General features: G+C 39.6%; 14 protein-coding genes. 7 read left to right on the forward strand and 7 right to left on the reverse strand.

All coding sequences use genetic code 11. The features are described from left to right. Positions 1-53: 53 nt before the first annotated feature. Positions 54-1778 (reverse strand): ubiquinone-dependent pyruvate dehydrogenase, encoded by a 1725-nt coding sequence (gene poxB / locus ACNART_RS14390; RefSeq protein ID WP_198620354.1) that lies wholly within the window; start codon positions 1776-1778, stop codon positions 54-56. A 567-nt stretch (positions 1779-2345) separates the two neighbouring features. Between poxB and ACNART_RS14395 the strand changes: the two genes are divergently transcribed. From ACNART_RS14395 to ACNART_RS14405, 3 genes are read left to right on the forward strand one after another with little or no spacing between them, the layout of a single operon-like run. After that, positions 2346-3167, forward strand: a complete 822-nt coding sequence (locus tag ACNART_RS14395) for a DUF3100 domain-containing protein (RefSeq protein ID WP_023583450.1) — start codon at positions 2346-2348, stop codon at positions 3165-3167. Further along, entirely contained in the window at positions 3164-3613 is a 450-nt protein-coding gene (locus ACNART_RS14400; RefSeq protein ID WP_109373426.1) for a hypothetical protein, read from the forward strand. The genes ACNART_RS14395 and ACNART_RS14400 overlap by 4 nt, the downstream gene beginning before the upstream one ends. Continuing rightward, entirely contained in the window at positions 3613-4791 is a 1179-nt protein-coding gene (locus ACNART_RS14405) for a M20 metallopeptidase family protein (RefSeq protein ID WP_109373425.1), read from the forward strand. Before ACNART_RS14400 ends, ACNART_RS14405 begins: the two co-directional genes overlap by 1 nt. A 61-nt stretch (positions 4792-4852) precedes the next feature. Here ACNART_RS14405 and ACNART_RS14410 read toward each other — a convergent pair whose 3' ends face one another. Next, positions 4853-5866 carry a LysR substrate-binding domain-containing protein gene (locus tag ACNART_RS14410; protein WP_109373424.1) on the reverse strand — a complete coding sequence of 338 codons (1014 nt, stop codon included), beginning with the start codon at positions 5864-5866 and terminating at the stop codon, positions 4853-4855. 709 nt (positions 5867-6575) lie between these two features. On the opposite strand from ACNART_RS14410, the gene proP reads away from it, so the two are divergent. Next, positions 6576-8078 (forward strand): glycine betaine/L-proline transporter ProP, encoded by a 1503-nt coding sequence (gene proP, locus ACNART_RS14415; RefSeq protein ID WP_198620353.1) that lies wholly within the window; start codon positions 6576-6578, stop codon positions 8076-8078. A gap of 10 nt (positions 8079-8088) precedes the next feature. Continuing rightward, the gene (gene phrB, locus ACNART_RS14420; protein ID WP_368927739.1) at positions 8089-9516 is read left to right on the forward strand and encodes a deoxyribodipyrimidine photo-lyase; all 1428 of its coding nucleotides are present in this window, start codon (positions 8089-8091) and stop codon (positions 9514-9516) included. 82 nt (positions 9517-9598) lie between these two features. Here the strand turns inward: phrB and ppc are convergent, their stop codons facing one another. The 3 genes from ppc to metB all read right to left on the reverse strand — a co-directional run bounded on the left by ppc (position 9599) and on the right by metB (position 16770). Further along, positions 9599-12235 (reverse strand): phosphoenolpyruvate carboxylase, encoded by a 2637-nt coding sequence (gene ppc, locus ACNART_RS14425; protein WP_198620351.1) that lies wholly within the window; start codon positions 12233-12235, stop codon positions 9599-9601. A 926-nt stretch (positions 12236-13161) separates the two neighbouring features. Beyond that, positions 13162-15600: a bifunctional aspartate kinase/homoserine dehydrogenase II gene (locus tag ACNART_RS14430; protein WP_198630431.1), complete on the reverse strand. Its 2439-nt coding sequence runs from the start codon at positions 15598-15600 to the stop codon at positions 13162-13164. A gap of 9 nt (positions 15601-15609) precedes the next feature. After that, positions 15610-16770, reverse strand: coding sequence for a cystathionine gamma-synthase (metB, locus tag ACNART_RS14435; RefSeq protein ID WP_198620349.1), 1161 nt, complete (start codon positions 16768-16770; stop codon positions 15610-15612). A 283-nt stretch (positions 16771-17053) separates the two neighbouring features. Between metB and metJ the strand changes: the two genes are divergently transcribed. Then, positions 17054-17371: a met regulon transcriptional regulator MetJ gene (gene metJ / locus ACNART_RS14440; protein ID WP_006534139.1), complete on the forward strand. Its 318-nt coding sequence runs from the start codon at positions 17054-17056 to the stop codon at positions 17369-17371. Between the two features lie 200 nt (positions 17372-17571). Here the strand turns inward: metJ and yjjJ are convergent, their stop codons facing one another. Further along, positions 17572-18876: a type II toxin-antitoxin system HipA family toxin YjjJ gene (gene yjjJ, locus ACNART_RS14445; protein ID WP_198620365.1), complete on the reverse strand. Its 1305-nt coding sequence runs from the start codon at positions 18874-18876 to the stop codon at positions 17572-17574. Between the two features lie 212 nt (positions 18877-19088). Beyond that, positions 19089-19301: a 50S ribosomal protein L31 gene (rpmE, locus tag ACNART_RS14450; RefSeq protein WP_006534140.1), complete on the reverse strand. Its 213-nt coding sequence runs from the start codon at positions 19299-19301 to the stop codon at positions 19089-19091. A gap of 203 nt (positions 19302-19504) precedes the next feature. On the opposite strand from rpmE, the gene priA reads away from it, so the two are divergent. After that, entirely contained in the window at positions 19505-21706 is a 2202-nt protein-coding gene (priA, locus tag ACNART_RS14455; RefSeq protein ID WP_198632498.1) for a primosomal protein N', read from the forward strand. Positions 21707-21849 lie beyond the last annotated feature (143 nt).

Here is a 21849-nt window from a genome sequence, read left to right on the forward strand (position 1 = left end):
AACCCTATCGATTTATTTTGATAGGGTTATTTATCTTCAATCTGACTTAATAACTAGCGTAACCAATTAGTTTTCGCGAGTTGAACAATCTCATCACCGCGACCATTAATAATCGCTTTCATCATATACAAGCTAAACCCTTTCGCCTGTTCGAATTTAATTTCAGGGGGCATTGAAAGCTCTTGTTTTGCGGTTACCACATCCACAATCACAGGGCCATCATGTTCAAAAGCTTCTTTCAGTGCATTATCCAGATCTTCACCTTTTTCTACTCGAATGCCTTTGATACCAGATGCATTAGCAATAGCCGCGAAATCTGGATTATGCAAATCCGTACCATCCGTCAAATAGCCACCCGCTTTCATCTCCATCGCGACAAAACCTAATACACTGTTATTAAAAATAATCACTTTTACAGGCAAATTCATTTGAGCTAATGAGATAAAATCCCCCATTAGCATGGTAAATCCACCATCACCACACATTGCCACAACTTGACGCTTTCTATCTAACGCCTGTGCACCAATGGCTTGAGCCATCGCATTTGCCATAGAGCCGTGATTAAACGAGCCCAGTAAACGACGTTTGCCATTCATACCCACATAACGTGCCGCCCATACCGTTGGTGTCCCTACGTCACAAGTAAAAATAGCATCATCATTTGCCAGTTCACTTAATCGACGAGCCAGATATTGTGGATGAATAAGCTCACGTTCACTCGGTTGTGCAAGTGCATCCAGATCTTCTCGTGCTTTAGCATAATGTTTCAATGAAGCATCAAGATGAGTGGTATCTGTTTTCTCTTTTAAACGAGGCTGTATCGCATTGAGTGTGGCTTTAATATCGCCAATCATCGCCATATCGACATGGCAATGCGAACCAAGGCTACTTGGATTAATATCAATTTGAATAATATTGGCTTTTGATGGATAAAATGCACGATAAGGGAATTGCGTACCTAACAACACTAACGTATCGGCATTTTCCATCGCATGATAACCCGATGAAAAACCAATTAATCCTGTCATTCCTACACTATAGGGATTTTTCCACTCAATGTACTCTTTCCCTCGCAATGCGTGTACAACAGGGGCTTTTAATGTTTGAGCTAGTTTAATCACTTCGTCGCGAGCTTGAGCACATCCAGCACCGCACATTAAAGTGATATTTTTTGCATTATTTAGCGCATCGGATAATTTTTCAATTTCGAAACGATTTGGCATGATGAGTGGAGATTGCAACGGATACCAGTTTTCATGCGCATCTTCTGGGGCTGGTTTTAGTGCAACATCTCCCGGTAAAACAACAACAGCGACTCCTTTTTTCAAAATAGCGGTTCGCATTGCAATGGCAAGCACTTGAGGGATCTGCTCTGGGTTTGAGACTAATTCACAATAATGGCTACATTCGCGAAAAAGTTCTTGAGGATGTGTTTCTTGAAAGTAATTACTACCAATTTCAGCAGAAGGAATATGCGCAGCAATGGCTAACACTGGAACATGATTACGATGGCAATCAAAAAGCCCATTGATAAGATGTAAATTTCCTGGTCCACAAGAGCCAGCGCAAACCGCTAATTGACCATTAACTGCTGCTTCTGCTCCTGCGGCAAAAGCCGCGACTTCTTCATGACGGGTTCCCATCCATTCAATCGTTCCCATCTTTCGCAAGCTATCACTTAATCCATTGAGAGAATCGCCTGTCACGCCCCAAATACGTTTCACACCTGCATTATGGAGTACTTTAGCAATATAAGTTGCAACTGTTTGCTTACTCATGGTGATGTCTTTCCTCAGTTTTGGGTGAATTACGCCTCTGCGAGCTACACTTATCTCTTTCCCATATTCTGTTTCTCTTCCTCATCAGCTTGCAGAGAAAATTATCTTACTAACTCAAATATAAAGAATAACACCAATCACTATAATGTCACTGTGGGGATAAAATCAGCCCTCAAAAATACAAAAAATAAAATATCACTTCCAAATACATTCATTAAATTTATAATAACCGCATCAAATAAGAATACATCTCATTAATAACATATTATTCTTTATTAAATTATAGACAATACTTTCTTATAGTATTATTTTAATAATTAAAATTATTTTTAATTATGATTTTTCTCTTCACATTTTTATTAACAATTAAGCTGACTCATTTCAGCCTTACTCACTGTCTTTATTAAAAAATTTAACTTTCTCCTATTTGTTAATAAATTTATCACCATTGTATTATTTCATGCACCATGAAAAAGAGGTATGAAATAAACATGACATTGGTCACGCTACCTTTTGCTTTTTGTCCTCTAGAATAAAGCCTGATTATTTTTCAACGGAGATTAACGGATGGACAAAAGTAGAAGTCCGATAAAGGTTTTCTTTATTAGTATTCTTGCAGTCCTTTTCTTAATTTTTATTTCACAATATGTCATTGGTAAAAAAGAAATTAAGATTGGCATTGCGGTAATACCTATTTTACCAATGCTATTTGCTGTAATTATTGGTATGTGTATATCTGCTGGATTTACCCGTAAAAAAATTAAAGTATGGGGTAAATTATTCACAGAAAAAGAAGAAGGCTTCTGCGGTAAAATGGTAGGTTTCAGCCTACTTATTTTAGGTACGCAATATGCGGGAATGATTGTTCCTAATATTAAAATGATTTTAAGTGTCGGTATTCCTTTATTTGTTCAGGAACTCGGTAACTTATTACCAGTATTAATTGCGGTACCATTAGCCATTAAATTTGGATTTGGTCGTCGTGCAATTGGTGCTTGTTCATCTATTAGCCGTGAACCGTCTATCGCTGTTATCCAAGGTAAATTTGGTACAGGCTCTCAAGAATATATTGGTGTATTAGCCATTTATTTATGTGGTTCTGTTATCGGTACTTTATGGTTTAGCGTATTAGGTAGTATTGCTCCACTAACTGGATTACATCCACTTGCTCTTGCAGCAGGCTCTGGTGTGGGTTCTGGTTCAATGTTAAGTGCAGCATCAGGTGCATTAATTAATGGTCTTGATGAAGCATTAGCACAGCAAGTATTAAGTGTTGCCGCTGCATCTAATTTATTATCTTCCGCATTAGGCGCACTGTCATTAACCTATTTAGGTTTACCTCTTTCAGAAAAAATTTATAAAATTTTCACCAGAGGCAAAACTGCATGAAAAATATAATTATTGATATGAAGTTTGTATTCGTTGCTATTTTACTGGCAATGTTTACTCAAACATTAACATCAGGGATCGCTCTTTATGCAATGTGGGATAGCTTTATTGCTATGTCATTAGTGGTATTTATTTCACTCGTTGCAAAACATTATTTACCTTCATCTTTACCCACATTTGCTTATGCAACAATTATCGGGATCCTTATTTGTTTACCCGAAACTCCGGTAAGAGATTTCTTTATTAGTTCTATTGGTAAAGTTTCTTTCTTATCTTGTTGTGTTCCTTTATTAGCATTTGCGGGTTTATCTGTTGGTGGTCAATTAGAAGAACTTAAGAAAATGTCATGGAAAGTTATTCTTATTTTCATGATTGTTTCAACTTGTTGTTTCTTTGGAGCATCAATCGTCGCGCAAATTGGATTTAGTATCCAGGGAGTTATCTAATGAATAATATTTATAATGTCAGTGAAAAACTCTTTCAATTAAATGACTTTAGTAAAAAAACACGACAAGACCTGCACAAAATACCTGAGCTATCAGGTGAAGAATATAAAACATCTAAATACTGTCGTGAATTAATGGAAAGTTTTGGTTATAAAATTAAAACTTTTGATGGATATACTGGTTTCACAGCAGACTTAATTGTTAATTCTGAATTTCCATTAATTGCTATCCGTGCTGATATGGACGGACTAGAAATGCCAGACTTAACCAATAATGAACACAGTTCAGTTCACCAAGGTTGTGCACATAACTGTGGCCACGATACCCATATGACCATGGCATTAACCAGTGCTAAGTATCTTGCCGAAAATAAAGAAGAGATGACGTCAAATGTCCGCTTTATTTTCCAAATGGCGGAAGAAGATATGCGTGTACCTGGCGCTGAAAAAATGGTGGAAATGGGTTGTATGGAAGGCGTTGATGAAACATACGCACTTCATAATGATGCCGCTATCGAAACAGGTTGTGTTCGCTTTAATGATGGTGTGATGTCGTCTTATGGTTCAGCATGGACATTAGATGTTTATGGTGTTTCTGCACATGGTTCAACACCACACAAAGGGTTAGATGCCATTCGTGAAGCAACGCGCTTAATTGACTATATGGATTATGTTGTTGCGAAAAAGACAGATCCATTTAGCCCTGCGGTATTTGGTTGTGGCATGATCAATGGGGGAACAATCCCTAATGCATTAGCTGATCACGTACAAGCGCGCGGTACTATCCGTTCTATGGATGAAAATACCGATCAAATACTGAAAGCCAGCTTTGACGAAATTGTTGCCCGCAGTACGGCTGGTGGATTTAAAACCACATTAAGCTATAGCGGATACCCAGCTGTTGTGAATCATCCAACTGCACATCAGCGTTTATTAGATGCGATGCGTAAATTCTTACCAGAAGAGAATATTGAATCAAACGGTAAGCCAATGACAGGCAGTGAAGACTTTAGCTATATGGTTAACGCCACAAAAGGTAAGGTCGGTGCCATGTTCTTCTTAGGAAGTGGTAACCAAGCGAAAGGGATTAATAATTACCTTCACGCCAATCCTTATTTTGTCGATGATGATTGTTTATTAGTGGGTGCTCAGATTTTTGTGAATATTCTGACTCGCTAATCTTTCTCTTGTTCTGCCTAAGCCCGTTATTGCCCCCGCAAAACGGGCTTTATTATTACTTTTATTCTGTCGCGATATTATTAATATTCACAGAACGCAAATCAGGCAATCCCTGATAGACCTCTTTACTGTGCCATTGTGTTTCCCACTGCTCTGGCATCTGAATAATATTTCTATCAATATGGGGGGCATAGAGAGAAATAAACTCATGCATATAATCTTTCATATGGGTATGTTTACTGACACAAATATGGGTATAACTCGGTTGCACTAAATGATCGATATTAATACATTTTAGTGCGCCACCATCTTCTGTCTCATCATATGAAGCAGCTGCAATAACGCCGATACCTAAATGTCGCTTAACATAGTATTTAATAATCTCTGTATCCGTCGCAGTTAACGCCACATTAGGCTTAAGATTATTTTTATAAAATACCTTGTCTAATTTAGATCCTCTTGTAAAACCAAAAACATAAGTAATCAGTGGATACTCCGCCATCTGCTCGATGGTAACCAGTTCATCGTCTTTCAATAAAGCAAGAGGGTGGTCATAAGGGACTAATAAGCTACGAGTCCAGCGGTAACAAGGCAGTGTAATTAGATCTTCATAAAGGTGCATAGATTCTGTGGCAATCGCAAAATCCACATCACCATTTTTAACCATTTCCGCTAATTGAGCTGGTGCGCCTTGATGAAAATGTAAAGAAATATTAGGGTAATAGCGACGAAAGTGATCAATCACATTCGGCAATGAATAACGAATTTGCGTATGCGTTGTCGCAATATGTAAATCGACTTTTTTATTACGATCTTCTTCCGCCACAATGCTTTTGATTCGGTCAACTTGCCCAAGAATATCACAAGCAATTTTATGGACTTCTTTACCCATCGGGCTTAATGCTAATAAGTTATTATTTTTACGAACAAACAGCGATACACTTAATTCATCTTCTAATATCTTTAGTTGCTTGCTGATTGTCGGTTGTGAGGTATAAAGTTTTTCAGCCGCATTAGTAATGTTGAAATTATTTTTCACGACTTCAACAAAGCTTTTCAGTTGATTAATGTTCATAGAGGTACCTGGGTTAATTTGCACAAATGCGCGGTTAATTATTAAATTTATAAGTTGTTATTCTAAATATGGGGAATGACGAGGCTATCTTTAATATCTCTGTCATGATATCCCGTCATACTATCTTGATGTAATCAATAATAAGAATAGCGAGATCTATTCTATTATCCACATTTTCATCTTCACTATTCGAAAGAATAATAAAGTAAAATAAGGCGTTATTATTTTCTATTTACCTTTCGGTATTTGTATTATGCATAATGCTCATATAAATGCGTTAGCTTGTATCAAAAAACACAACAAATTAGATTAACCAATTGTTATTTATGATAAAAATTGATCTTATTTTTTGATTTTTCTTTTCGATATTTTAAGTTTACTTAACGTAAATTTAAAACCTCTCACACTACAAATTTTACACAAAAGCAGAATTACGTTATGATAACGATCACATTTTAATACTAGAGGCTATGTTTTGTTATATCAAAACGACAAAGAAAACTTCCTAAAATCTTATTTAATCTCATCTATACTTAATAAATATTCTCTTATCTATTAGCTTAATACCACTATTTAAAATAGGTAGAAGTAAGCTGTTTTTTAGTGAATTTTTATTACTCACTCTTCTCGCTATCAAATAGTCACTTCATTTCTTTTAATTAATTGAATAACAAGAAATTACGAATACCTTAATAAAAGGTCACTTAATATGAAAATGAAGAAGAAAAGAAACAAACCATTACAAATCAATGACATAACAATTATTGATGATAGTAAGCTGAAAAAAGCCATTACCGCCGCGGCGTTAGGTAATGCCATGGAATGGTTCGACTTCGGTGTCTACGGCTTTCTCGCTTATGTTTTAGGTCAAGTGTTTTTCCCTGGCGCATCTCCAGGTGTGCAGATGATTGCAGCCCTTGCCACATTCTCTGTACCTTTCCTTGTAAGACCATTAGGTGGCATTGTGTTTGGGATGCTAGGGGATAAATTTGGTCGTCAGAAAGTGTTATCTGTCACCATCATTATTATGGCGCTCAGTACGTTTGCCATTGGTCTGATCCCTGCTTATGAAACTATTGGGATCTGGGCTCCCGTTTTATTATTACTCGCTAAATTAGCACAAGGTTTCTCCATTGGTGGTGAATATTCAGGAGCGGCGATTTTCGTTGCTGAATACTCACCAGACCGTAAACGTGGATTTATGGGAAGCTGGTTAGACTTTGGTTCTATTGCTGGTTTTGTTATGGGTGCAGGTGTTGTTGTACTTATTTCAACTATCCTTGGAGAAACAGCATTCCATGAGTGGGGATGGCGTATCCCGTTCTTCTTAGCATTACCATTAGGTCTTATTGGCTTATATTTACGTCATGCTTTAGAAGAAACACCTGCATTCCAACAGCATGTTGATGAAATGAACAGCGATGACCGTAAATCTATCGAAAATCCACCGCGTGTTTCATTACGTGAAATCGCCTCAAAATATTGGAAAAGTTTGACCGTCTGCGTGGGTTTAGTGATTGCCACTAACGTCACCTACTATATGTTATTAACGTATATGCCGAGTTATTTATCCCATAACTTAAACTATTCGGCAGATCACGGTGTTTTGATTATTATCGCGATTATGATAGGGATGTTATTTGTACAGCCTGTGATCGGCTTACTCAGTGATAAAATTGGCCGTAAACCGTTTGTTATCGGTGGTAGTATTGGGTTGTTTATTCTTGCTTACCCTGCGTTTATGATGATTAACAGTGATGAAATCGGTTTAATTTTCTTAGGATTATTAATTCTTGCGGTTCTACTCAACTGTTTTACTGGGGTAATGGCGTCTATTTTACCTGCCATATTCCCAACGCATATTCGTTATAGTGCATTAGCTATTGCATTTAATATTTCTGTATTAGTGGCAGGTGCAACACCAACGGCAGCGGCATGGTTAGTTGAAGCAACTGGTGACTTATATATGCCTGCTTATTATCTGATGATTGTTGCCGTTGTCGGTTTGATCACAGGGATTAAGATGATTGAAACCGCAAATAAACCTTTACGAGGTGCAACACCTGCGGCATCAGATAGATCAGAGGCAAAAGAAATTCTGTCTGAGCATTATGATAATATCGAGCAACGTGTTGAAGATATTGAAGCTGAAATTGAGGCATTACAGAAAAAACGCCAAGCGCTTATCGATCAACATCCTAAATTAGATTAAGAGAGGTCACATGCACCCGTCTTCTGTTCATTTGGTCTGGTTTCGTAATGATTTAAGAGTGACGGATAACAAAGCACTCTTTAACGCTTGCCAAGATAAACAAGCACAGGTGCATGCTCTTTTCACCGTAACGCCTGAACAATGGAAAGCCCACAATATGGCTTTGTCATGTCAGGCGTTCATTCATAATGCTTTGCTGGATCTTTCAATATCACTGGCAAAACTCAATATTCCACTGACAATCGTGATTAGCGATACTTATTCAAATGCAGCCGATAAAGTGGCTGAGTATTGCCAACAGCATCAAGCCACCGCCCTTTTTTTCAATCACCAATATGCCCTTAATGAACAACGTCGTGATGAAAAGGTCACTGAGTTACTGAAGAATAAGACAACCGTTTATGCTTATCATGACAATGTGTTTATTCCACCAGGTAATGTAGTCACCCAACAAGGGGAGATGTATAAGGTTTTTACTCCCTTTAGAAATGCATTCCTTCGGCTCTTTTTTTCACAAAATAACGCTTCGTTACCTATCCCAGAGATCAGGACACATCAAAAAGCGGTATCACCTTTAAAAGCTCCGCTATTTTCACTTGAAAATACAAGCTTGTCCTCTTTTATCTCTACTGAAGAAGAGGCACTTAAACGCTTAAAGCAATTCTGTTATGAAAGCGTCCCACATTATGCAAAATGGCGAGACATTCCCGCAGTTGATGGTACAAGTCGATTATCCCCCTATCTTTCGATTGGATTACTGTCTATTCGACAATGTTTTAATCGCCTTTATCAAACTGAACCTGATTTCTTAGAAAACAGCACATCAGGTGCATTTGTTTGGTTTAATGAACTTGTTTGGCGAGAGTTTTACCAACACTTAATTGTGGCAAATCCCAATTTATGCAAACACATTGCTTTTCAGCTTTGGACAGAAAAAATCAATTGGCGTAATAATCAAGATGAATTTAATGCTTGGACTCAAGGCTCAACGGGTTTCCCTATTATTGATGCTGCGATGCGACAGCTTAACCAAACAGGTTGGATGCATAACCGCTTACGTATGCTCACGGCGAGCTTTCTTATCAAAGACTTGTTAATTGATTGGCGTTGGGGTGAGCGTTATTTTATGTCACAACTGATTGATGGTGATTTCGCATCAAATAATGGGGGTTGGCAGTGGGCCGCATCAACAGGAACTGATGCCGTACCTTATTTTCGAATTTTTAATCCTACCACTCAAGGTCGTAAGTTCGATCCTGATGGTGAATTTATCCGCCATTGGCTTCCTGAACTCGCCAATGTGCCGAGTCGATATATTCATACACCTCACGAATGGGCAGCAAAAACCAATAATTCTCTCGATTACCCATTACCCATAGTTGATCACGCAAAAGCACGAATAAGAGCTATTGAGTCTTATGAAGAAGCAAAAAAATAAAACCAATATCAGAGATAAGAAATAAAAAACAAAAAACAGCGCTATCATTACGCGCTGTTTTTATTTCTAAATACTGATGCCTCTAGCCTGTATTACGCATACCTGCCGCAATACCTGCAATAGTGACCATTAGTGCCTGTTCAATACGAGGATCCGACTCACTATGTGTACGAGAACGCTGTAATAACTCGGCCTGAAGTACGTTTAATGGATCAGTATAGACATTACGTAGTGCGATAGATTCTGCAACCCAAGGTAAATCTGCCATTAAGTGCTCATCTTTTGAAATCGCCAAAACACTCTTAATATCATCAGAAAGTTGCTGACGTAATTTAGCTCCTAGTGGCCATAAACGCTCTTCAACTAAACGTTGATCGTAATATTCCGCTAACCATAAATCCGCTTTAGCATAGACCATTTCCAACATCGCAATACGTGTATTAAAGAACGGCCAGTTCTCACACATATCGTCTAATACCGCTTGTTTCCCGCCATCAATTTCATGCTGTAATGCAGCACCAGCGCCCAACCAAGCAGGTAACATTAAGCGGTTTTGAGTCCATGCGAAGATCCACGGAATAGCACGCAAGGTTTCGACACCACCAGTAGGACGACGTTTTGCAGGACGAGAGCCTAATGGTAGTTTACCCAACTCGCCTTCTGGAGTTGCCGCTCTAAAGTAAGGAACAAAGTCTTCTTGCCCTCGCACATAGTCACGATACATTGCACAAGAAACGTCAGACAAAGAATCCATGACCTCAATCCAAGGTGCTTTTGGCTCTGGTGGTGGCAATAAATTGGCTTCTAAAATTGCACCAGCATAGTGAGCAAGACTGCTGATTGTGACTTGTGGTAATCCGAACTTAAAGCGGATCATTTCACCTTGTTCTGTCACACGCAGACCGCCTTTTAAACTTCCTGGTGGTTGAGAAAGTAAAGCTGCATGTGCTGGCGCGCCACCACGACCAATCGTACCGCCACGTCCATGGAATAGTGTTAATGTTACGCCTGATTTTTCACAGAGTTTGATTAATGCATCTTGAGCACGATATTGCGCCCATGATGCCGCCATCACACCCGCATCTTTTGCTGAGTCTGAATAGCCAATCATCACCATTTGTTTGTCATCAATTAGATCACGATACCAAGGGATATTAAACAAACGGGTCATTACGCTTTCAGCGTTATTTAAGTCTTCAAGCGTTTCAAATAAAGGAGCAACAGGTAAACGAATATTCGCACCAGCTTCTTTCAGTAATAGTTTTACCGCTAATACATCAGAAGGCACTTTTGCCATTGAAATCACATAAGAGGCAATAGAATCTTTAGGTGATTGTGCAATGACACGACAAGTCTCAAATACTTCTTGAGTCGCTGCGCTTGGTTGCCAATTTGTCGGGATCAATGGGCGTTTAGAATTTAATTCTTCAAGTAAGAAAGTTTGTTTTTGCTCTTCAGACCAATTTGCATAATCACCAAGCTCTAAATATTGTGTTAATTCAGAGAGTGCTTCAGTGTGATTGGTGCTTTCTTGGCGAATATCCAGTTTCACCAGTTGTAAGCCAAAACAACGAATACGGCGTAATGTATCTAACAGTTGCCCATTGGCAATAATACGCATACCACATTGAGTTAATGATTGATAACACGCGTATAACGGCTCCCAAAGTTCTTCATTATCAATCAATAAGCCTTCTGGCGGTAACGATTGTAGCCCTTTAATGCGTTGCTCTAGATAATCGCGAGTCACTTGTAAGCGTGTACGCAATTGTTTAGCAATTTCACGATAAGGCTCTGCAACTTCAGCACCACCCGCTAATTCACGCAGTTCAGGTGTACTTTCTGTCATTGAAAGTTCTGAAACAAGGACTTGAATATCATTTAAGAATAAATCAGCGGCTTTCCAACGGCTTAATAGTAAAGCATGGCGTGTGATTTCAGCCGTCACATTTGGGTTACCATCACGATCTCCACCCATCCATGAGGTAAAACGAATAGGAGAAGCTTCTACTGGTAAGTTGTAATCAATGGACTCTCTAAGCTGCTCATTAAATTCACGTAAAAAAGCAGGAACACCTTCCCATAAGCTATTTTCAACAACCGCAAAGCCCCATTTTGCTTCATCAATTGGTGTTGGGCGAATTTTTCTAATTTCGTCAGTATGCCATGATTGAGCCACTAACTGACGCAGACGGCGCATAATATTAGTACGCTCGTAATCCGCTAAATCATCGTGGTCGAGTTGAGATAAGCAGGTATTTACTTCAACTAATTTATGAATAAGTGTGCGACGTGCAATTTCGGTTGGGTGTGCCGTTAATACCAGCTCAATAGAGATTTGCTCTACGGCTTCTTTTAATTGCTCGTCGGTAAAATTCTTATCTTTTAGTCGGGTGATCAGTTTTGCCAATGCCACAGGATTGCTAGCCGCTTCGCCATGAGGCGAAATGCTATGGTATTGTTCTGCCACGTTCGTCAGGTTTAAGAATTGATTAAATGCTCTAGCAACAGGCAATAATTCATCATTAGAGAGATTTTGTAACGTCAACAACAGTTTTTGTCGCTGAACTTCATTACCTGCTCGTGACGATTTAGATAATTTTCGAATAGATTCAACCTTATCTAAAATTTCTTCACCGAGTGCTTCTTTTATCGTATCTCCAAGTAGCTTGCCAAGCATACTGACATTGCTACGCATAGCAGAATATTGTTGATTCATAAGACTCCTGACCTTGTCTTTGTGGCGGTAACAACATGCTTCTTCCTATTAGAAAAGTCATGTCCTCCCAGTTGTGTAATTAACTTTCATTTCTGATGTGACTTTATTTTGATTTTTGTGATAAGCCACACTGCTTTTTTTACTTAGCCTACTATTCATATCAGAAAATAATCGGTTTGGGGGATTTTTCTGAAATTTAATTACGGCTTTAGTGTTATAAGAATGGCTAATATTCATGTTGTTTTGGCTCAATTTTGCCAAAAATAAGGACATATTTTTGTTTCTTATCGACTAAGAAGCGTTTTTTACTAGAAAGGGCAAGATACGTGAGGGTTTATCTGGCGGTAAATTTAGATGATTTTTTTTAATATTGATAAATTGTCTGGTCTATTTTTTGATTCTTAGCTTATTTCACCGATGGGCTATAACTCATGTCTCTATTTTATTCCTTATTTTTCTTCTCTTTTACATTTTTACTCGATTAAATTTTCCGATTAAAATTTTCATAAGATAAAAACGAATAAAGCGCTGAATATCAGCGCTTTAAATTAAGAATAACGAATTGTTCTTTCAGTAAGTTAAGTTGTCTGTTGTAAAACATGTGGTTAATCGAATTGTACTTTAAATAACGTTCTAACACGTTGTAACCATACTTCCACTTCAACTTCCACTCAAGATGCTTAAATTTCACATCATGAGCTACTGACAAAAGTTCTCTTTAGCTTGATGGTTCACCTCCGTCATTTCATTTCTTAGTGGGACAATCTGTCTTACTACCTTTGACATCAATCGCTCCTTTGTGACTAGAGATAAATTAAGTATAGCCAAAGAAATTAAAAAAATTGGGTGATATGACACAAAAATGACAAAAGGTTATCAGCAGAAAATAACCCGCTGATAACCTTTATAAAAAAGAAATAATTAAATTACAGTAATTGAGAAAGACGGTTTAAATCTGACTGAATTGCGCCTGCGGTCACATCTCTGCCAGCTCCCGGCCCTCTGATCACAAGCGGATTATCACGATACCAACGACTTTCAATCGCAAATAAATTATCCCCTGGTAATAGCGAAGCGAGGGGATGATCTTTTCTCACGGCTTCAACACCGACTTTAGCTTTACCATTAGCATCAAAACGGGCGATATAACGTAATACCATGTCCATTTCATTTGCAGCAGCTAATCGTTGTGCCATTTGTTCATTAATCAGCGCACTGTTATCAAAAAATTCTTCTAGCGAACCAATTTCAGCTTGCACAGGTACTAAAGATTCAACACGTACCTGCTCTGGCTCGATGTCATAACCCGCTTCACGAGCAAGAATAACCAGTTTACGCATCACATCTTGCCCTGATAAATCAATTCGTGGATCAGGCTCTGTTAATCCTTGTTGCCAAGCTTGTTCCACCAGCTCACTGAAAGGAACTGTGCCATCAAATTGCAAAAATAACCAAGAAAGTGTGCCAGAGAAAATACCGCTAATGGATAAAATAGTGTCACCACTTTCACGCAGATCACGCACCGTATGATTAATGGGTAAACCCGCACCCACTGTAGCGTTATATAACCAATGACGACCTGTTTTAGAAAACGCATCTCGTGTGGCACGATAGCGCACACCTGAAGCCGAGCCAGCAATCTTATTTGCACTGATAACATGAAAACCGTAGCTAGCAAAATCTTCATAAGAAGCGGCAAGAGACTCATTGGCAGTAATATCAACTACCACTAAATCATCATAAGGATGTGCTCTCATCCAAAGATAGAGTGACTCTTCCGTATGTTCAGTTGCTTCGTCATCAAAGAATGCCAAAGCACGACTAGGATTAATCCCTTGGTAGTCCAGCAAACTGCGACGGCTATCGACCACGCCCGCAAGGATAAATTCAAAATCACTGCGTGCTGATAAAGGCTCTTGTTCGCGAGCAAACAATTCTAACCAACGTGAACCAATATTCCCTTTACCAAACAGTACTAAGCCAATTTGTTTTTCAGCTCTAAATAACGTTTGATGCAAACCTTGCAGCAAGTGCTCAGTATAATTACGTAATACCGCAACTAAACTGATGTTATCTTCCGCATGCCAAATAAATTCAACTGGTTGGTCTTTAAGTTGTTGATAAAAACGATGACAATGCAGAGGATTTTTACAAACACCCGCCCCCACTAAAGCCACTAATGAGAAACCTTCTCGTAAATGTAATTTACCTGGTAAAACTGCATCTTGTAGCACGTCCAATGCGCTATTAGCTACTTCACTGGTATAGCAAAGTTGTAAAAGTTGACTGTCTTTATCCACACCAGTAGCTAAAGGGCGAATTTGTGCACGCTTAAGTAATTCATCAACCTCTTTCGCCACTTGTTCGAAATTTTGATGAGATGGAAGTTGGAGCTCAATCAAACAAACATCATCATGGCTAGTCACTATTTTAGCGCCCGTTCCTGATGCCAACACACGTTCTATACGTGTTGATCCTTGCTCTGGTTGATAGCTACAACGAAGTTGTAAATCAATATTACTGCCTGAAACGGGTTGAAGTGTACGCGTATGTAAAACTGGGGCGGCTAATCGAGCCAATTCACTCGCTTCATCTAAACGCAACAAGGGTAATAAACAAGCATCTTTTACTTTGCGAGGATCTGCACTATAAACACCCGCAACATCACTCCAAATTGTAACTTTACCAACATCGGCTAAAGCCCCAACTTGTGTTGCAGAGTAGTCACTACCGTTACGACCTAATAAGACCGTTTCACCTTGTTGATTGCGACTAATAAAACCCGTTACAACAAAACGGCTTTCAGGATGTTTAGCTAAGAGTGCTTGAAGTAATGGGCGAGATAACGTTTCGTTGACTTGTGGCTGAGCCGCTCTTTCAGCACACAAGAACTCACGCGCATCTAACCACACACTAGGTAAACCTTGCTCTGTAAGCAAATTCGCCATTAATCTTGCAGACCAAATTTCACCGTGGCCGACAACTTCCGCATAAGTTGCGTCTGTAATAGGTTTATCTAACAAATAACTTAAGCGTTCAAGATCAGCAATAAAGGCTTGAGAAAGTAATTCTGCATTCTCTTTTGAAAGTAACCCTTCAATTAAAGATAACTGGTAACGGCGCAACGTTTGCTGAACTTGATGGGCAGAAATACGATCACTTTGGCTAAGTTTCAGCCAGCTAATCAACTGATTCGTCGTGGAGCCCGCCGCAGAAACCACCATTAGGTCATTAGGTTGGCTATAGTTCGTCATGATATTCACGACACGTTGATAACATTTTATGTCCGCAAGACTGCTACCACCGAATTTATGTAACTGACGGCAAATCGGCTCCGCCTGTTGTTTAATCGCCACTACGCTCATGATCCATGGTTACCTTTTAGTTGCTGCATCAAACGCACTTTGCAAATCATTGATTAAATCCTGGCTATCTTCAATACCCACCGAGATACGAAGTAATGAGGGGCTGATCCCTGCTGTTTTTTTCGCTTCTTCTGACATACCTGCATGTGTCATGGTGGCAGGGTGACAAATTAAGGTTTCTACCCCACCTAAAGATTCTGCCAGTGTAAAGAGTGTTAATTGAGATAAAAAGAGTTTAATCACATCCAATCCCCCTTTTAACTCAAAACTTAACATTGCACCGAAACCTTGTTGCTGTTTTTTTGCTATTTGATGACCAACATGATTTTCCAGTGCGGGGTAATACATTTTTTCGACTAATGGCTGTGCTTGTAAAAACGCCACTAATGCCTGTGCATTTTCTTGCTGAAGTCGAATTCGAGGTACTAATGTTCTTATGCCTCGTAATAATAAATAGCTATCAAATGCGCCAGATGTGACGCCAATATTATTCGCCCACCAGCTTAGCTCCTCAAGCTGTTTCTGACACTGACAGATAACAACACCAGCGACAATATCTGAGTGTCCATTAAGATATTTTGTGCATGAGTGCACAACAATATCAGCGCCTAATGCTAACGGCTTTTGCAAGACAGGGCTCATAAAGGTGTTATCAGCAACCACTAAAGCACCTTGTTGATGAGCAAGTTCACTGATTTTTTGAATATCCGTTATTCTTAAAAGAGGATTACTTGGTGTTTCGATAAAAACAATTTTAGGCTGATGCGCTAAAGCTTGCTTAAGTGCAATATCATCATTTTGATCAACGAAAATCACACGGTAAGCACCACGCTCTTGTTGGCTGTTAAAAAGGCGATAGCTTCCTCCATAACAATCATGAGGCGCAACAATCACATCGCCAGGTTTTAGAAAAACCGTACAAATTAAATGAATAGCTGACATTCCACTGCTAGTGACAACTGCCCCCACTCCACCTTCTAGCTCGGCTAATGCCTTTTGCACCATATCGCGTGTTGGATTACCTCGACGAGAATAATCATGAGCACGAGGCTGATTAAACTCTAAAAAATTATAGGTACTAGAAAGATAGATAGGCGGTACGACACAACCAAATTGAGTGTCTTCATTTAGCCCATTATGGATAGCAATTGTTGCTGTTTTCTTCGTCATACAGGCACCTTGTCACAGCGATAAGTGGAAACGTCGAATGACAGCATATCCAATTAGACACCAAGACGTCAACACATCTAGCCATCTAAACTACTTTACGGATAGATTAAGTAATGGAATAATACACAGATTAAGAATATCGCCAGTGACTGTTACTTTTTCTCTCACCTTCAGCCAGAAGAGTCGGTGGTTTTAGAAAAGTCATGATAAACTGGTATTGCCCATCAGAATGTGGGTTAACCCTATTCTGACTTCAACTAAATGATATTAATTAAGGTAATCCATGGCTGAATGGAACGGTGAATATATCAGCCCTTACGCTGAGCATGGCAAAAAGAGTGAGCAAGTTAAAAAAATTACAGTTTCAATTCCATTGAAAGTGCTAAAAATTTTGACCGATGAACGCACTCGCCGTCAGGTTAATAACCTAAAACATGCAACCAATAGTGAATTATTGTGTGAAGCATTTTTGCACGCATTTACCGGACAGCCTCTCCCAAATGATGAAGACTTACGTAAAGAACGTAACGATGAAATCCCTGAAGAGGCAAAAGAAATAATGCGCCAGCGCGGGGTTGATCCCGATACTTGGGAGTATTAATCAGCGTCAGTTTTTGACTTATTGCTTGATTAACACGAACAAAAAAGCCCAAAGCAAAAACTTTGGGCTTCAGATTATGCCCCCCTAGCTTTTAGCGAGAGGGGGTTCTTTCGGTATGTATCGAAGATTGTTCTCATCAACCGCATGCACAAAATCCAGCAACACATCATCTTAAATTAATTTTTTAGGTCTATTTGTCATCACCCTAGACGAGATATACGCGAACTTGCTTCATCAAGATGACTACGTAACGCTTTAAGGCATGGAGAAAAATTGTCAGAAAAACAATTACAGCTCTCAGCTAAAGTATAAAACTGCTCGGCCAACTCTAAACATTCCTGCCAGATTTCACAGCTGATCCCATCAAGTAATGTCACTGGACGAAGTGTATTGACTATTTCACCACCAGACTTAGGCGCAAATCCCATTGGTAAAATATCGTAGGCAGGTGAAAGCTCATATGGGCGGCCATGTCTACTGATAAACGACAAATTGCCATGATGCATATCAGTATTTCCAATCAACATACCAAATGCCCAACGGCGTGCCGTGCTAATCGCAGCCTCTGAATGAACTCGTTTTTGCTTAATTAGCTCATTAACTAATACTGGCCAAGGCTCCCTTGCCCGTCCTATAAACTCAGCATCTAGTGCTTGTAAAGAAAAAAGACCTATACGACCTAGTGGGCCTACACGATCAAATCGTGGGATTTCGAGGAAGCGTTGCCCTTCAAAATCAAATACCTCTGTTTCAACTCCAAGAACTTTTAATGCCAGATGCTCAGCTTGAAGCAGATCACGCCAACGCTCACTAACAGCATTATCGTCAGGCGCCGTAAATTTTACGATAACATGACCTTTTTCTGTATAGGTGCAGAATTTGGGTTGCTCCCCACCAGCGGATGAACCAGGATCCTCTCCCGAACTAACAGCTCGTGCTAATGTGGGATAAGTTTTATCACGCTCAACAATTTCTGGTGTCTGCATACCCAAAAATTGATCTCTTGCCTGCTCTCCTATTAGCAGATTTCCCACTGCATCATGTCCATGAGTCAGTAATGCTCTGATTATATCGGTATCAGACCAACGATCTGGGTTTTGGGGCAAACCAAGCTCAGCCGAATAGGCTGAAGCATAAGCTCTCCCAAGATATCCTTGGGGGCGCATATCCAATAACCACCATGGCAAACCTTCACTATGTCGGTTCACATTGTCTATCCGCTCCATGACGAAACCTTCTGGGAAAACTGGCGTCAATTTACCTAGCGGCTTGACCTTACCTTCTTCATTTATGCGATAAATAGGAACTGAATTAAACCCACGGGAACTATCGCGTAAAGCATATTGAATAGAAGATCCTGAACCAATTCGCACAATATCATCACTTAGCGCGTTTAATGCCCGTGACAATGTTGGCTGGCTAATATTCATAATATCAGTAAGTTGTCTTGCTGACCTAGGTTCATTACGTAGTATTTGCCGTATCAATTCAGAGCGTATTGTCATGATATTAATTGCTTTATGAATAGGTAAGTGAATAGATGGATGAATAGATAATTTATCAGTTGTGATCTGGCTTGTCACTACCAAAAACGTTATCTAAAAAGGGAGGACTTTGCCCATAAAAAAAGCCCAAAGCAAAAACTTTGGGCTTTTCTTCAATTCCGAACTGTCTGCAAGATGCTAGACTAAGCTGACATCTTGTGACAACAAATATCTTATTTGCTGCCTGGAATTTTGAAGCGTTTGTTGAACAGATCAACACGACCACCAGTTGCAACATCACGTTGTTTACCAGTATAGAATGGGTGGCATTTGTCACAAACGTCCAGATTCAGGTTATGACCTGCAGTGGAGTTGATTTTCATAACGTTACCGCAAGAACAAGATGCAGTAATTTCTTCGTATTTAGGATGGATATCTTTTTGCATGGAAAACCTCTACTAAGGCCGTGTCGCCATTCAGCCCACAGCCGAACACCACACGTCGTGTTGATTGAAATTAAGTGTTTGGTAATTTATCTACCAAAGGGGGCGGATCATACAGAATATCCGCTAAACGCGCAATGAAATCTGCACACTTTTTGTGATATTCTTAGTGTCATCTTTTCGCTAAAACTCTCGGAAACCCTGATATGACTATAGTTCAGGTAATTTTACCTGTACCACTATTCTCCTCTTTTGATTACCTGTTACCAGAAGGGATTGATGCGCCTGTTATCGGCAGTCGGGTGATCGTGCCTTTTGGTAATAAACGCCGCTCTCTTGGTATTGTCAAAGGACTCAGTACACACAGTGAGTTTCCTATCGAAAAGCTAAAGCCAATTGATGAGATCCTTGATAGCGAAACACTCTTTCCGGGTGTTTTGTGGGATATGTTAAATTGGGCATCGGCTTATTATCACTATCCTTTAGGGGAAGTGCTATTTCATGCTATGCCGATTTTATTACGACAAGGAAAACCCGCAGAATTCACACCATTATGGCAATGGTATGCTACTGAAGAGGGGATTAATCTCGATCTCAATAGTTTAAAAGGTGCAAAAAAACAGCAACAAGCATTAGCTGCCCTTCGCCGTACACCTTTATATCGCCATCAACTTGATGAATTTGAAATCACAACTGCAACACTTAATAACTTAAAAAAGAAAGAGTTTGCAGACCTTCGCCCTATTCAACCAGCTCCTATACACTGGCACAATGATCTTGCGGTTCAAGGCGAACGTTTTAAGTTAAACACAGAACAAGCTATTGCAGTAGGTGCAATCACCGCGCAGGCTGACCAGTTCTCACCTTGGTTATTATTGGGTATTACAGGTTCAGGAAAAACGGAAGTTTATTTAAGTGTATTAGAAAAAATTCTCGCGCAAGGTAAACAAGCACTGGTACTGGTGCCTGAAATTGGTTTAACACCCCAAACAATCCGCCGTTTTAAAGCACGCTTTAATGCCCCTGTTGATGTGCTTCATTCAGGATTAAATGATACTGAACGCTTAGCCGTTTGGTTACGAGCAAAACGAGGTGATAACGCCATTATTATTGGCACACGATCGGCACTTCTAACCCCTTTTCAGCATCTTGGCATTATTATTATCGATGAAGAGCATGATGGCTCTTATAAACAACAAGATGGTTGGCGTTACCATGCTCGTGATCTCGCCGTTTTCCGAGCAAAGCAAGAAAACATTCCTATCGTGATGGGAACCGCAACCCCATCAATTGAAACTAGTTTTAATGTTGAGCAAAAGAAATATCAACAACTCACGCTGACTCAACGTGCAGGCAATGCAAAACCCGCAACAGAGCATTTAATTGATTTAAAAGGGCAACCGCTGACAACAGGGTTGTCTCCAATTCTGATTAAAGCAATAAAAGAGCACCTTAATGCAGGTAACCAAGTAATGCTCTTTTTAAATCGCCGAGGATTTTCACCTGCATTGTTATGCCATGAATGTGGTTGGATAGCAGAATGCCCTCGCTGCGATCACTATTATACTATCCACCAAAAACATGGCATGCTACGTTGCCATCAATGTGATAGTCAGCGACGAATTCCAGCACAATGCCCACAATGTGGTTCAACTAATTTAATCCCCGTAGGATTAGGAACCGAACAACTTGAGCAAGGGATTGGTGAATTATTTCCTGATACACCAGTGACGCGAATTGATAAAGATACAACAAGTCGCAAAGGTGCTTTAGAGCAACAACTGGAAGATATTTATCAGGGTGGCTCACGCATTCTTATTGGTACACAGATGTTAGCCAAAGGGCATCACTTTCCTGATGTCACCTTAGTGGCTTTACTTGATGTGGATGGCGCTCTGTTCTCCAGTGATTTTCGTGCAGCCGAACGCTTTGCTCAGCTTTATATACAAGTATCAGGTCGTGCGGGTCGTGCGGGTAAACAAGGCGCGGTGTATTTACAAACTCACCAGCCTGATCACCCTCTTTTGCTGACACTATTAGAAAAAGGTTATGACGCTTTCACTAAAGAAGCTTTGCAAGAGCGACAAGCGACTTTTTTACCGCCTTATTCTAGCCATATTATGATCCGCTCTGAAGATCACAATAATCAGCGTGCGCCTCAGTTCTTACGACAGCTCAAACAGTTTTTTGAACAACACCCAATGCGAGACGCGAATTTATGGGTAATGGGACCCGTTCCAGCAATTCAAGCTAAACGAGGTGGAAATTATCGTTGGCAATTATTGCTCCAGCATCCTTCACGGGGTTATTTACAAAAATTGATGTCTGTCACTTATCCTCAGATTGTCGCCTTACCTGAGAGTAAAAAAGTGAAATGGAATATTGATGTTGACCCAACAGACTGTTAAGGATCTTTCCTGCTCAAATTGGGAATATTTTAGTCAGACTTATGTTGCGGATACAATTTCGCTTGAATACTCGTTACAGCCCGAGATTATTTATCAATTTTGCGAACTACCTCATAAAAACGATTGGTATCACATTTTTTATG

Origin of the sequence: Proteus sp. LHD240705, assembly GCF_047921555.1 — a bacterium.
GTDB lineage: Bacteria > Pseudomonadota > Gammaproteobacteria > Enterobacterales > Enterobacteriaceae > Proteus.

Bases quoted from the DNA above. Each gene is read 5' to 3' on its own strand.
- ACNART_RS14405 (WP_109373425.1), top strand. From the start codon at position 3,613: ATGAATAATATTTATAATGTCAGTGAAAAACTCTTTCAATTAAATGAC.
- ACNART_RS14395 (WP_023583450.1), top strand. From the start codon at position 2,346: ATGGACAAAAGTAGAAGTCCGATAAAGGTTTTCTTTATTAGTATTCTT.
- ACNART_RS14430 (WP_198630431.1), bottom strand. From the start codon at position 15,600: ATGAGCGTAGTGGCGATTAAACAACAGGCGGAGCCGATTTGCCGTCAG.
- ACNART_RS14400 (WP_109373426.1), top strand. From the start codon at position 3,164: ATGAAAAATATAATTATTGATATGAAGTTTGTATTCGTTGCTATTTTA.
- rpmE (WP_006534140.1), bottom strand. From the start codon at position 19,301: ATGCAAAAAGATATCCATCCTAAATACGAAGAAATTACTGCATCTTGT.
- metJ (WP_006534139.1), top strand. From the start codon at position 17,054: ATGGCTGAATGGAACGGTGAATATATCAGCCCTTACGCTGAGCATGGC.
- poxB (WP_198620354.1), bottom strand. From the start codon at position 1,778: ATGAGTAAGCAAACAGTTGCAACTTATATTGCTAAAGTACTCCATAAT.
- metB (WP_198620349.1), bottom strand. From the start codon at position 16,770: ATGACGAAGAAAACAGCAACAATTGCTATCCATAATGGGCTAAATGAA.
- priA (WP_198632498.1), top strand. From the start codon at position 19,505: ATGACTATAGTTCAGGTAATTTTACCTGTACCACTATTCTCCTCTTTT.
- ppc (WP_198620351.1), bottom strand. From the start codon at position 12,235: ATGAATCAACAATATTCTGCTATGCGTAGCAATGTCAGTATGCTTGGC.
- phrB (WP_368927739.1), top strand. From the start codon at position 8,089: ATGCACCCGTCTTCTGTTCATTTGGTCTGGTTTCGTAATGATTTAAGA.
- yjjJ (WP_198620365.1), bottom strand. From the start codon at position 18,876: ATGACAATACGCTCTGAATTGATACGGCAAATACTACGTAATGAACCT.
- ACNART_RS14410 (WP_109373424.1), bottom strand. From the start codon at position 5,866: ATGAACATTAATCAACTGAAAAGCTTTGTTGAAGTCGTGAAAAATAAT.
- proP (WP_198620353.1), top strand. From the start codon at position 6,576: ATGAAAATGAAGAAGAAAAGAAACAAACCATTACAAATCAATGACATA.